Annotated in this window: 13 protein-coding genes; 7 read left to right on the top strand and 6 right to left on the bottom strand. The window is 71.5% G+C overall.

Features of this window, described 5'->3' with window-relative positions; translation table 11 throughout:
* Positions 1–12: 12 nt before the first annotated feature.
* Complete coding sequence (gene sbcB / locus QM792_RS08530) at positions 13–1,440, bottom strand: exodeoxyribonuclease I (protein ID WP_415149193.1); 1,428 nt, start codon at positions 1,438–1,440, stop codon at positions 13–15.
* Positions 1,441–1,468: 28 nt separating this feature from the next.
* The gene (locus tag QM792_RS08525; RefSeq protein ID WP_415149191.1) at positions 1,469–2,158 is read right to left on the bottom strand and encodes a DUF6781 family protein; all 690 of its coding nucleotides are present in this window, start codon (positions 2,156–2,158) and stop codon (positions 1,469–1,471) included.
* Positions 2,159–2,279: 121 nt separating this feature from the next.
* On the opposite strand from QM792_RS08525, the gene serC reads away from it, so the two are divergent.
* The 3 genes from serC (at position 2,280) to QM792_RS08510 (ending at position 7,358) form a co-directional block, all read left to right on the top strand.
* Positions 2,280–3,362 carry a 3-phosphoserine/phosphohydroxythreonine transaminase gene (gene serC, locus QM792_RS08520; RefSeq protein ID WP_415149189.1) on the top strand — a complete coding sequence of 361 codons (1,083 nt, stop codon included), beginning with the start codon at positions 2,280–2,282 and terminating at the stop codon, positions 3,360–3,362.
* A 146-nt stretch (positions 3,363–3,508) separates the two neighbouring features.
* The gene (gene acnA, locus QM792_RS08515) at positions 3,509–6,217 is read left to right on the top strand and encodes an aconitate hydratase AcnA (RefSeq protein ID WP_415149187.1); all 2,709 of its coding nucleotides are present in this window, start codon (positions 3,509–3,511) and stop codon (positions 6,215–6,217) included.
* A gap of 10 nt (positions 6,218–6,227) precedes the next feature.
* The gene (locus tag QM792_RS08510) at positions 6,228–7,358 is read left to right on the top strand and encodes a DNA alkylation repair protein (RefSeq protein WP_415149186.1); all 1,131 of its coding nucleotides are present in this window, start codon (positions 6,228–6,230) and stop codon (positions 7,356–7,358) included.
* Between the two features lie 3 nt (positions 7,359–7,361).
* Here the strand turns inward: QM792_RS08510 and QM792_RS08505 are convergent, their stop codons facing one another.
* Together QM792_RS08505 and QM792_RS08500 are read right to left on the bottom strand one after the other, a co-directional pair.
* Positions 7,362–7,718, bottom strand: coding sequence for an ArsC family reductase (locus QM792_RS08505; protein ID WP_415149184.1), 357 nt, complete (start codon positions 7,716–7,718; stop codon positions 7,362–7,364).
* Positions 7,719–7,723: 5 nt separating this feature from the next.
* Positions 7,724–8,239, bottom strand: a complete 516-nt coding sequence (locus tag QM792_RS08500; RefSeq protein ID WP_415149182.1) for a hypothetical protein — start codon at positions 8,237–8,239, stop codon at positions 7,724–7,726.
* Positions 8,240–8,302: 63 nt separating this feature from the next.
* Between QM792_RS08500 and QM792_RS08495 the strand changes: the two genes are divergently transcribed.
* From QM792_RS08495 to QM792_RS08485, 3 genes are read left to right on the top strand one after another with little or no spacing between them, the layout of a single operon-like run.
* The gene (locus QM792_RS08495) at positions 8,303–9,262 is read left to right on the top strand and encodes an MBL fold metallo-hydrolase (protein WP_415149181.1); all 960 of its coding nucleotides are present in this window, start codon (positions 8,303–8,305) and stop codon (positions 9,260–9,262) included.
* Complete coding sequence (locus QM792_RS08490) at positions 9,259–10,038, top strand: SDR family NAD(P)-dependent oxidoreductase (RefSeq protein ID WP_415149179.1); 780 nt, start codon at positions 9,259–9,261, stop codon at positions 10,036–10,038. The genes QM792_RS08495 and QM792_RS08490 overlap by 4 nt, the downstream gene beginning before the upstream one ends.
* A 20-nt stretch (positions 10,039–10,058) precedes the next feature.
* Positions 10,059–10,541, top strand: coding sequence for a GFA family protein (locus QM792_RS08485; RefSeq protein ID WP_415149178.1), 483 nt, complete (start codon positions 10,059–10,061; stop codon positions 10,539–10,541).
* A gap of 30 nt (positions 10,542–10,571) precedes the next feature.
* Here QM792_RS08485 and QM792_RS08480 read toward each other — a convergent pair whose 3' ends face one another.
* Positions 10,572–11,018, bottom strand: a complete 447-nt coding sequence (locus QM792_RS08480; protein ID WP_415149176.1) for a MarR family winged helix-turn-helix transcriptional regulator — start codon at positions 11,016–11,018, stop codon at positions 10,572–10,574.
* 50 nt (positions 11,019–11,068) lie between these two features.
* Here QM792_RS08480 and QM792_RS08475 point away from each other — a divergent pair, with 50 nt between their 5' ends.
* Positions 11,069–11,611 (top strand): PaaI family thioesterase, encoded by a 543-nt coding sequence (locus QM792_RS08475; RefSeq protein ID WP_415149174.1) that lies wholly within the window; start codon positions 11,069–11,071, stop codon positions 11,609–11,611.
* A gap of 6 nt (positions 11,612–11,617) precedes the next feature.
* On the opposite strand, the gene yaaA is transcribed toward QM792_RS08475, so the two are convergent.
* A complete protein-coding gene (gene yaaA, locus QM792_RS08470; RefSeq protein ID WP_415149172.1) occupies positions 11,618–12,403 on the bottom strand; it encodes a peroxide stress protein YaaA in 786 nt (261 codons plus the stop codon).
* Between the last annotated feature and the right edge of the window lie 24 nt (positions 12,404–12,427).

The raw sequence follows: 12,427 nt of genomic DNA, 5'->3' as shown, positions 1-12,427 counted from the left end.
CGTGCCGGGCGCTCAGCGTTCCGGCGCGATCTGCTCGGCCCAGTCGTACAGGGCGGCCAGGATCTCCTGGCCGTTTTCGTCTGCGGCCTCGCTGAGCGCGTCGATGCGCTCGAAGTAGTCCTGCACGGCACCCCCGTGCAGGCGCTCGGCGCGGTGCTGCTCCCAGCGCTCGCGTTCGTCCTGCGACAGCGTCTCGGGAAAGTTGCGCGCGCGGTAGCGGAACACGATCTCCTCCAGCCGCGCGTCGTCGAAAGCGAGGCGCTTCGCGGCCAGTTGCTCCGGCGTCATCTCGCGCAGGCGCTGCAATCGGCCGCGGTCGCTGTTGCCGACGAAGCCGCCGTACAGGTCTTCGTCCACGTCGACGGCCTGCGCGGCGGCGGGCCGCTCGAACACCGCGCGCCACAGCCCGGCCAGCGCGCCGCCGGCCTGGGCGGCGGCCTCGGCGTGGCGCAGGGCCTGCGCCACGTCCACGCCCCAGCGCTCGGCCATCGCCGGGCTCAGTGTCTTCAGGTTGCCCACGACGATGGGCGACTTGTTCAGGTGGATGGTCTTGATCGGCAGCCGCGCCACGCCTTCGGGCAGTTCGTCGGCGCGCGTGAACATCCGTTCGCGGATCGCCGCGGCGTCCAGCGCCATCAGCTCGGCCGGGTCGGCGCCCAGGTCCCAGACGATCAGCTCGTTCTTGTTGGTCGGGTGCGGCGCCAGCGGCCAGACGACGGCCACGCAGCCGCGCTCCGGCGCGTACATGCCCGAGACGTGCAGAAAGGGCCGCGCCGCGCCGATCTCGGCGATCACCGCGTCCTTGCGGCGCAGCCGCAGGCAGAAGTCCCACAGGCGCGGCTGCTTCGTCTTGACCAGGCGCGCCAGCGCGATGGTGGCGCGCACGTCCGACAGCGCATCGTGGGCCGCGGCGTGCGCGAGGCCGTTGGCGGCGCTCAGGTGTTCGAGCTTGAACGAAGGCTTGCCGTCGTCGTGGCGCGGCCACGCTATGCCCTCGGGGCGCAGCGCGAAGGCGGCGCGCACCACGTCGAGCAGATCCCAGCGGCCGCAGCCGTTCTGCCACTCGCGCGCATAGGGGTCGATCAGGTTGCGCCAGAACAGGAAGCGCGTGACCTCGTCGTCGAAGCGGATCGAGTTGTAGCCCACGCCCACGGTGCCGGGCGCGGCGAGCTGCGCCTCGACGGCGGCGGCGAAGGCGTGTTCGGCCACGCCCCGCTCGGCGCAGCGCTGCGGCGTGATGCCGGTGAGCAGGCAGGCCTCGGGCTCGGGCAGCGCGTCCAGCGGCGGCCGGCAGTACAGATCGAGCGGCGCGCCGATCTCGTTCAGATCCGCATCGGTGCGCACGCCGGCGAACTGCGCCGGCCGGTCGCGGCGCGGCACGCGGCCGAAGGTCTCGTAGTCGTGCCAGAAAAACGTGAGGTCGCCGCCCGATTCATTCATGCAAGCACGATAACCGAGCGGCGCCGCCTCACTTCTTCTTCGCCGCCGCCTTGGGCGCGGCGGCGCGGCCGCCCTGCGTCAGCGCGTCCGACATGCCGATCAGCACGCCGCTGACCAGCGCCGCGTAGCTCTCGGCCAGCGTCTGCGCCGCCTTCAGCCCGGCGGCGCGGCTGTCGCGCAGCGCGCCTTGCATCTGGCCGATGAACTGCTCGGCGGTGGTGGCCGCCTTGGCGCCGGACAGCGTGCCGCCGGCCTGCAGCTTCTCCAGCAGCGGCGCCCAGGCCTGGCCGGCCTGCGCGCCGGCGGCGTCGGCGGCCTTCTTCAGCGCGCCGATGAAGCCGTCTTCCATCGCCTCCAGGTCGGCCAGCGCCTTCTTCAGGTGCTTCTCGCGCAGGTCGGCGCCCTGGTTGACGAGCTGCTGCAAGGCCACGCGGTTGGCTTCCACCGCCTTGAGCAGCGCCTCGTCCATGCCGGTGACGGCCTTGTCGAGCAGCGCCTCCACGTCGACGTTGGGCAGCTTGTTCTGCGCCGCGCCGGTCGAGGCGGCGTCGGCCACGGTCTTGAGCACGGCGCGGATGTTCTTCAGCGTCAGCTCGCGGCCTTGCAGCGCGGCCAGCGTCGCCTGCTGCACGCCCTTGCGCAACTGGTCGGTGCCGCCGGCGCTGGCGGTGGCGAACATCTCGATGATCCTGTCCTGGTCGATGCCGGACTTCAGCATGGCGCGTCTCCTCGCTCGGGGGTGGATGGTGTGCCGATGCTGGCACCAAACGCGCCAGCGCGCCAGGGGCGCTATGCTGTGCGCCCCTCGTCGCGATGCACGCCCCCGGAGAGCCCGTTCCATGACCCGCGTCTACAACTTCAGCGCCGGCCCCGCCGCCCTGCCGGAGCCGGTGCTGCGCCAGGCCGCCGGCGAGATGCTCGACTGGCAGGGCTCGGGCATGTCGGTGATGGAGATGAGCCACCGCGGCCGCGAGTTCATGTCCATCCACGCCGAGGCGGTCGCGCTGCTGCGCGAGCTGCTGGCGGTGCCGTCGAACTACAAGGTCCTTTTCATGCAGGGCGGCGCGATCGCCGAGAACGCGATCGTGCCGATGAACCTGCTGCGCGGCTACACCGGCGCCGACTACATCGACACCGGCGAGTGGTCCCGCCGCTCGATCGAGGAGGCGCGCAAGTACTGCGAGGTCAACGTCGCGGCCAGCAGCCGCGACACCGGCTACACCAGCATCCCGCCGCGCGAGCGCTGGCAGCTCGACCCGAACGCCGCCTACGTGCACATCTGCGCCAACGAGACCATCGGCGGCGTCGAATACCACTTCACGCCCGACGTGGGCGAGGTTCCGCTGGTGGCCGACGTGTCGAGCAACATCCTGTCGCGGCCGCTGGACGTCTCGAAGTACGGCCTGGTCTACGGCGGCGCGCAGAAGAACATCGGCCCGGCCGGGCTGACCATCGTGATCGTGCGCGACGACCTGCTAGGCCGCGCGCTGCCGGTCACGCCCTCGGCCTTCGACTACGCCCAGCAGGCCGCCGCCGACTCGATGCTCAACACGCCGCCCACCTACGCGATCTACATCGCCGGGCTGGTGTTCAAGTGGATCAAGGCGCAGGGCGGCCTGGCCGCGATGGAGGCGCACAACCGCGCCAAGGCGGCGCTGCTGTACGACTACCTGGACAGCCAGGACTTCTACAGCGCGCCGGTGGCGCGGGACTGCCGCTCGCTGATGAACGTGCCGTTCCGGCTGCGCGACGCGGCGCTGGACGCCGGCTTCCTCGAAGGCGCCCAGGCCCGCGGCCTGGTGCAGCTCAAGGGCCACCGCGTGGTCGGCGGCATGCGCGCCTCGATCTACAACGCGATGCCGATGGAAGGGGTGCGGGCGCTGGTGGACTATCTGCGGGAGTTTGCGGGGCGGTTCGGGTGAGGTTCTCGGGGGTGGCGCGCCGCGGGCGCCCCGGACGGCCCTTTGCCGCTCCAACCCGACTCACCCAACGTACTTACCCCAAGCGGTAGCGAAGGCAAGCGATTGGCGCTAGCGTAGTGCCCTCAGCCACTCGCTCACCATCGATCATGGCCGCGCATCCCTTCGCCTCGACGCTCCAGCGCTTCCGCACCGCTTCCGGCCACGAGGGCCGCTTCCACTCGCTGCCGGCGCTGGCCAAACAGTTCCCCTCGGTCGCGCGCCTGCCGGTGTCGATCCGCATCGTGCTCGAAGCCGTGCTGCGCCACTGCGACGGCCGCAAGATCACCGCCGAGCACGTCGCGCAACTGGCGAACTGGCAGCCGAACGCCGAACGCAGCGAGGAGATCCCCTTCGTCGTCGCGCGCGTGGTGCTGCAGGACTTCACCGGCGTGCCGCTGCTGGCCGACCTGGCGGCGATGCGCAACGTGGCCGCCGCGATGGGCCGCAACCCCAAGACCATCGAGCCGCTGGTGCCGGTGGACCTGGTGGTCGACCATTCGGTGATGGTCGACCACTACGGCACGCCCGATGCGCTCGACCTGAACATGAAGCTCGAGTTCGAGCGCAACCGCGAGCGCTACGAGTTCATGAAGTGGGGCATGCAGGCCTTCGACACCTTCGGCGTCGTGCCGCCGGGCTTCGGCATCGTGCACCAGGTGAACCTCGAGTACCTGGCGCGCGGCATCCACCGCCGCGCCGACGGCGTGTGCTACCCCGACACGCTGGTCGGCACCGACAGCCACACGACGATGATCAACGGCATCGGCGTGGTCGGCTGGGGCGTGGGCGGCATCGAGGCCGAGGCCGGCATGCTCGGCCAGCCGGTCTACTTCCTGACGCCCGACGTGGTCGGCTTCGAGCTGAGCGGCCGGCTGCGCGAGGGCGTGACCGCCACCGACCTGGTGCTCACCGTCACCGAGCTGTTGCGCAAGCACAAGGTCGTCGGCAAGTTCGTCGAGTTCTTCGGCGAGGGCACGAGAAGCCTGTCGGTGCCCGACCGCGCGACCATCGCCAACATGGCGCCCGAATACGGCGCGACGATGGGTTTCTTCCCGGTGGACGAGCGCACGCTGGACTACTTCGAGGGCACCGGGCGCACGCCGCGGGAGATCGAATCCTTCGAGGCCTACTTCCGCGGGCAGGGCCTGTTCGGCGTGCCCCGGCCCGGCGAGATCGACTACAGCGCGGTGGTCCGGCTGGACCTCGGCAGCGTCGCGCCCAGCCTGGCCGGGCCGAAGCGCCCGCAGGACCGCATCGAGATCGGCCAAGTCAAGAAGCAGTTCGCCGCGCTGTTCAGCGCGGGCGCCGCGGACAACGGCTTCAACCAGCCGGCGGCCAAGCTCGACCAAACCTTCACGACGCGCGGCGGCCTGGCGCTGAAGAACGGCGACGTGCTGATCGCCGCGATCACCTCCTGCACCAACACCAGCAACCCCGGCGTGCTGCTGGCCGCCGGGCTGCTGGCGAAGAAGGCGGTGCAGGCGGGCTTGAGCGTCAAGCCGCACGTCAAGACCTCGCTGGCGCCGGGCTCGCGCATCGTCACCGAATACCTGCAGAAAGCCGGCCTGCTGCCCTACCTGGAAAAGCTCGGCTTCTACCTCGCCGGCTACGGCTGCACCACCTGCATCGGCAATGCCGGCGACCTGGCGCCCGAGATCAACGAGGCGATCACCGGCAACGACCTCGTCTGCGCCGCCGTGCTGTCGGGCAACCGCAACTTCGAGGCGCGCATCCACCCGAACCTGAAGGCCAACTTCCTCGCCAGCCCGCCACTGGTGGTGGCCTACGCGATCGCCGGCACCGTGCTGCGCGACCTGATGACCGAGCCGGTGGGCGTCGACGCCGACGGCCGCGCGGTCTGGCTGGGCGACATCTGGCCCACGCCCTCCGAGATCCACGCGCTGATGAAGCATGCGATGGACGGCGCCGCCTTCAAGGCCAACTACGACAAGGTGAACAAGCAGCCCGGCGCCTTGTGGAAGGCGATCCGCGGTACCACCGGCCAGGTCTACGACTGGCCGACCTCGACCTACATCGCCCGGCCGCCCTTCTTCGACCGCTTCAGCGCGGTGCCCGAGCCGGTGGGCACGAGCATCACCGGCGCGCGCATCATGGCGCTGTTCGGCGACTCGATCACCACCGACCACATCTCGCCGGCCGGCTCCATCAAGGAGAGTTCCCCGGCCGGCCAGTGGCTCAAGGCGCACGGCGTGCCCAAGCTGGAGTTCAACAGCTACGGCTCGCGGCGCGGCAACCACGAGGTGATGATGCGCGGCACCTTCGCCAACGTGCGCATCAAGAACCTGATGCTGCCGCCGCTGCCCGACGGTTCGCGCGAGGAAGGCGGACTGACGCTGCTGCAGCCCACCGGCGAGAAGCTGCCGATCTACGACGCGGCGATGCGCTACATCGCCGCCGGCACGCCGACGGTGATCTTCGGCGGCGAGGAATACGGCACCGGCTCGTCGCGCGACTGGGCCGCCAAGGGCACGCAACTGCTGGGCATCGAGGCGGTCGTCGCCAAAAGCTTCGAGCGCATCCACCGCAGCAACCTCGTCGGCATGGGCGTGCTGCCGCTGCAGTTCAAGCCGGGCGATTCGTGGCAGAGCCTGGAGCTGAAGGGCGACGAGCGGATCGACATCGCGCTGGGCGATCAGATCCGCGCGCAGGCCGACGCCTCGATGACCATCCACCGCGCCGACGGCTCGACGCAGCGGGTGGCACTGACGCTGCGCATCGACACGCCGATCGAGGTCGACTACTACCTGCACGGCGGCATCCTGCCCTACGTGCTCAGGCAGTTGATCGCGGCCTGAGCCGGCGGCGATGGCCGAGCCGTTCAAGAACCTGCTCGACCCCGGCAGCGTGCGCAGCCTGCGCCGCCACCTGGCGCGCGCCTGGAAGCGCTTCGACGGCGCGCGCTTCGAGGCGCTGGCGCTGAACGGCCTGGAGGCGCTCGAATTCAAGGCGCGCGCCCGCCACCTCGGCGCCGCGCTGGAAGCCACGCTGCCGGCCGACTTCGACGCCGCGGCGAGCATCATCGAAGCCTCTTTGCGGCCGGTGCGCGGCGACGAGGCCCTGGGCGATTTGCGCAGCGGCGACACCGGCCTGGCCGGCTGGCCGATCTGGCCGCTGACCGAATTTGTCGCGGCGCGCGGCCTGGCTTCACCCGAACGCTCGCTGCGCTGCCTGCATGCGCTGACGCAGCGCTTCACCGCCGAATGGGCGCTGCGGCCCTTCATCGTCGCGCGGCCCGAACTCGCCTACGCCACGCTGATGCGCTGGACACGCGACCCCAGCCCGCACGTGCGCCGCCTGGCCAGCGAAGGCAGCCGGCCGCGCCTGCCCTGGGGGCAGCGGCTCGATGGCCTGGTCGCCGACCCCTCGCCCACGCTGCCGCTGCTCGAAGCGCTGCTCGACGACCCCAGCGAGTACGTGCGGCGCAGCGTGGCCAACCACCTCAACGACATCGCCAAGGACCATCCGGCCCTCGTGGTGGACTGGGTGCTGCGCCACCTGCCGGATGCGCCGCCCGAACGCCGCGCGCTGCTCAAGCACGCCAGCCGCACGCTGATCAAGCAAGGTGACGCGCGCATGCTGAAGGCCTGGGGGCTGGGCCGCCGCTTCGCGGGCACGGCGGCGCTCACCATCGCGCCGAAGACGCTGCAACTCGGCAACAGCCTGGAGATGAAGCTCGCGCTGCAATCGACCGCGCGGCGCGCGCAGCCGCTGGTGATCGACTACGCGGTACACCACGTGAAGGCCAACGGCGAACGAACGCCCAAGGTGTTCAAGGGCTGGGCGCTCACGCTGGCGGCGGGCGAATCGCGCAGCCTTGCCAAGCGGCACGTGATGCGCGAGATCAGCACGCGGCGCTACCACGCCGGGCGGCATGCGGTCGACCTGCGCATCAACGGCGAGGTGGTGGCTCAGGCCGAGTTCGAGCTGAAGCTGTGAGCTTCAGGGAAAGAGCTTCGCCCACTCGCCGGCATCGAAGCCGACGCGCAGCGTGTCGCCCCTGACCAGCACCGGACGGCGGATCACGCTCGGCTGTTCGAGCATCAGCGCGATCGCGCCGGCGGCGTCGCCGACGGCCGCCTGGCGCGCCGGCTCCAGCTTGCGCCACGTCGTGCCCTTGCGATTGAGCAGCGCCTCCCAGCCGAGCGCCTTCACCCAGCCGCGCAGCGCGGCCTCGGGCACGCCCTGCTTCTTGTAGTCGTGGAAGACGACCTCGACGCCGCGCGCGGCGAGCCAGGCGCGCGCCTTCTTGACGGTGTCGCAGTTGGGAATGCCGTACAGCGTGGTCGGGGTGCTCATGAGGCTCAGCGCAGGCGCAGCACGCCCTGCAGCGAATGGCTGTCGTCGTCGCACAGCGGGTCGGGGCCGAAGGCGGTGTCCTCGACGATGCCGGACTGGCTCAGCCCGACCATGAACCACTGGCAGAACGGGCTGTCGTAGCGGTAGTTCCACACCGTCTGCTTCTGCCAGCCGACGTAACCCAGGCTGCCCGGCCGGCCGATGGTGCGCAGCACATCGTCGCGCGTCATGCCGGCCTTGATGGTGTGGAAGGTGGCTTCGTTCAGCACCTGCGTCGCCTTGAGCAGCGCGCCGCCGGCATCGACGTCGAGCATCCAGGTCTGGCGGCCGTAGGGGCCGCGCGCGTACTCCAGGCGCGTGCCGCCGCCCGGCATCGCATAGCGGCCGGTCGGCTCGCCGAGCCGGGCGCGGATCGCCTCGGCGCTCGCGCCCGGCGCGAGCACGCTCGGGCTGTTCATGTTGACGCAGCCGGCGAGCAGCGCCCCGGCCAGCGCGGCGGCGAGGATGGAAACACGGGCCATGACCCGGGACGATAGCGGAACTCCCGGCGCGGCGCGAAGCGGCGCTGCCTAGAATCCCTCTTCATGGCCGCCCTTCCCTCCTTCGCCCAGGATCTCGGCGACGGCATCGTCGCCATCGACACCGGCTTCCATCGCCCGCTGTTCGATGCCGCCTACCTGGTCGTCGAGAACGGCCGCGCGGCCTTCGTCGACAGCGGCACCAACTTCGGCGTGCCGCGCCTGCTGGCCGCGCTGGAGGCGCTGGGCCTGGCGCGCGACGCCGTCGACTACGTGATCCCGACCCACGTGCACCTCGACCACGCCGGCGGCGTCGGCCTGCTGATGCGCAGCCTGCCGCGCGCCAAGGCCATCGTGCATCCGCGCGGCGCGCGCCACATGATCGACCCCTCGGCGCTGGTGGCCGGCGCCACCGCGGTGTACGGCGAGGCGGAGATCGCGCGCTCCTACGGCAGCATCGTCGGCGTGGATGCGGCGCGCGTGCGCGAATCGTGCGACGGCATGACCATCGAGCTGGCCGGCCGGCCGCTGCAGTTGATCGACACGCCCGGCCACGCGCGCCACCACCACTGCGTGTGGGACGCGCGCACCAAGGGCTTCTTCACCGGCGACACCTTCGGCCTGAGCTACCGCGAGTTCGACACCGCGCAGGGCCCGTGGCTGCTGCCGACCACGACGCCGGTGCAGTTCGAGCCCGACCGGCTGCGCGAATCGGTGCAGCGGCTGCTGTCGTACCGGCCCGAGTGCATGTACCTGACGCACTACGGCCGCGTGCGCGACGTGCAGCGCCTGGGTGCGAGCCTGCTGGAACAGCTCGACCGCCTGGTGGCGATCGGCCGCGCGCTGAAAAGCGCACCCGACCGCCACGCCGCGCTGGAGCGCGCGCTGCGCGACGAGTACCTGGCCATCGCCGCGGCGCGCGGCTGCCGCCTCGGCGAAGACGAGACGATGCAACTGCTGGGCATGGACGTGACGCTGAACGCGCAAGGCATCGCCGTCTGGCTCGACCGGGAGGCGGCGGCATGAGCGGCGTCGATTTCGCGCTGGCCGGCCGCGCCGCGATCGTCACCGGCGCGGCGCAGGGCATAGGCGAAGCCTGCGCGCGCCGCCTCGCGGCCGGCGGCGTGGCGGTGGCGCTGTGGGACATCGCCGCCGCGCGCGGCGAGGCGCTCGCCGCCGCGCTGCGCGACCAGGGCGCGCAGGCGCTGTTCGTGCGCTGCGACGTGGCGAACAAGGCCGAGGTCGACGCCGCGCTCGCCGCCACGCTGGCGGCGCTGCCGCGGGTGCACGCGCTGGTCAACAACGCCGGCATCTTCAAGGCCGCCGACTTCCTCGACATCAGCGAGGCCGACTGGGACGCCGTGCTCGGCGTCAACCTCAAGGGCGCCTTCCTGGTGGCGCAGGCGGTGGCGCGCCACATGGCCGCGGCCGGCGGCGGCGCCATCGTCAACATGAGCTCGGTCAACGGCGTGATGGCGATCCCGAGCATCGCCAGCTACAACGTCAGCAAGGGCGGCGTCGACCAGCTCACGCGCGTGATGGCGCTCGCGCTGGCCGGGCGCGGCATCCGCGTCAACGCGGTGGCGCCGGGCACCATCGCCACCGAACTGGCCCAGGCCGCCGTGCTGGGCAGCGAGGAGGCCCGAGCGCGCATCCTCAGCCGCACGCCGCTGCGCCGGCTCGGCGAGCCGGCCGAGATCGCCGAGGTGGTGGCCTTCCTGCTCAGCGACGCCGCCAGCTACCTGACCGGCGAGATCGTCTATGCCGACGGCGGGCGGCGGGCGCTCAACTACACCGTCTGATCCCGCAAAGGAGCGTTCGCATGGCCGCAACGACGATGACCCTGCAAGGCGGCTGCCTGTGCGGCCGCGTCCGCTACGAAGTGCAGCCCGAGTCCGACGAGGGCTACTACTGCCACTGCCGCATGTGCCAGCTCGCCTTCGGCAACACGCGCGCCACCTTCATCAACGTGCCGCAGGCCGCGGTGCGCTGGCTCGGCGAGGAACCGAAGTACCACGCCTCGTCGCGCTTCGCGCGGCGCGGCTTCTGCCCGGAATGCGGCACGCCGCTGACCTTCGCCTATGTCGATTCGCAGCGCATGGACCTGTCGGTGGGCAGCCTGGACGAGCCGGCGCGCATCCGGCCGGTGTCGCACTTCGCGATCGAGTCGCGCGTGGCGAACTGGCATGCCGACGACGGCCTGCCCGGCACGCGGCTCGACGCCAGCGAGCGCCTGAGCGCGCGCTGGAAGGCCGCCTACGGCGACGACGTGGTGCCGGGCGTGGCCGCGACACGCGGCGGCTGAGCGGCCGGGCCGCCGCCGCGACGCGCGGCGTCATGCATCGTCGACCGCCGTGTCGACCAGGGCCAGGCAGTCGTCGAGCAGCGCGTGCAGCCGCGCCACGCGCCCGTTGCCCAGGCGGGCGTTGAGCGCGAGCTGGGCCTGCTTCCAGGCGCGCTGCGCCTCGGCGCGCTTGGCGCGGCCGGCCTCGGTGGCCGCCACCGAGCGGCTGCGCGCGTCGTCGCCGGGGCCTTGCGCCACCCAGCCGGCGGCGATCAGCGGCTGCAGGTTGCGCGTCAGCGTGGAGGCGTCGAGCTTCATGCGCGCGGCCAGCTCGCCGGGGCGGATCGGCCCGAGCAGCACCACGTGCGAGAGCAGCGAGTACTGCGAGTTCTTCAGCCCGGTGGGCGCGACGTAGGCGTCGTAGTGGCGCGTGACGGCGCGCCCGAGCTGGCGCAGCTTCAGGTTGGTGCAGCCCCGCGGCTTGACGGCTTCGCTCATGCTGATTATTGTATCTACAATTGTTGTAGATGCAACTTGAAGGAGTGACGATGCACAAGACCCACGATGCCGAGGCCACGCTGGCGCGCTGGCGCGAGGAGGCCGACGCGGCGCTGGCGCGGCGCGGCGAGATCGGCGTGGCGCGGCCCGAGCAGGTGGCGGGGCTGTCGGGCATGCAGGTGTTCGAGGCCATGCTCGCCGGCCGCCTGCCGGCGGCGCCGATCGGCGCGACGCTCGACTTCGTGCTGGTGCACATCGAGCCCGGCTGCGCGGTGTTCCAGGGCCGGCCGGGCTTCGCGCACTACAACCCGCTGGGCACGGTGCACGGCGGCTGGTTCGCGACGCTGCTCGATTCGGCGGTGGGCTGCGCGGTGCACTCCACGCTGCCGGCCGGCAAGGCCTACACGACGCTGGAGCTGAAGCTCAACATCGTGCGCGCGCTGACCGACAAGGTGCCGCTGGTGCGCGCCGAAGGGCGCGTGGTGCACGGCGGCAACCAGGTGGCCACCGCCGAGGGCCGGCTCGTCGGGCCGGACGGCAAGCTGTACGCGCACGCCACGACCACCTGCCTGGTGTTCGACGCGCGGCGCTGAGCGCCGTCACGCGCCGCGCCTGCGGAACACCAGCCGGTTTTCGCCCGACGCCTTCGGCGCGAAGGCGTAGCCGTCTTCGTCGAAGTCGCGCAGCGCGTCGGGCGATTCGATGCGGTGCCGAATCGCGAAGCGCGCCATCGTGCCGCGCGCCTTCTTCGCGAAGAAGCTGACGATGCGGTACTGGCCGCCGCCCTTGCCTTCCTCGAACACGCACTCGACCACCCTCGCCTTCAGCGCCGGGCGCAGCGCGGCGCGCGAATACTCCTGCGAGGCGAGGTTGACGACCACCGGCGCACGCTCGCCGCGCTGCAGGCGGTCGAGGTGTTCGGCGATCGCATCGCCCCAGAAGGCGTAGAGGTCGCGCCCGCGTCCGGTGGCCAGCGCCGTGCCCATCTCGAGCCGGTAGGGCTGCAGCCTGTCGAGCGGTCGCAGGTGGCCGTACAGGCCCGAGAGGATGACGACGTGCCGCTGCGCCCAGGCAAGCTCGTCGGGCGTCAGCGTGTCGGCCTGCAAACCTTCGTAGACGTCGCCGGCAAAAGCGAGCACGGCCGGGCGGCTGTTCTTCGCCGTGTTGCGCCGGGACCAGGCCGCGTAGCGCGCCACGTTGAGCGCGGCGAGTTCGTCGGAGAGGTCCATCAGCCGCGCCACCTGCGCGGGCGTCCTGGCCTTCATCAGCGCGATCAGCTCGGCGGCATCGCCCATGCGCTGCGGCGTGGTGGCGAGCGCGGCCACCTCGGGCGGCACGGGGGTTTCGTAGTCGAGGCGCTTGGCGGGGGAGAGAAGAAACAGCATGCGCGGATTGTCGGTGCAACGCGG

It is taken from the genome of Piscinibacter sp., from assembly GCF_047600445.1.
In the GTDB taxonomy this organism is placed as follows: Bacteria; Pseudomonadota; Gammaproteobacteria; order Burkholderiales; family Burkholderiaceae_C; genus Piscinibacter.
Note: the sequence above shows the minus strand (reverse complement) of the source record. Positions and strands in the feature narration are given on the sequence as shown.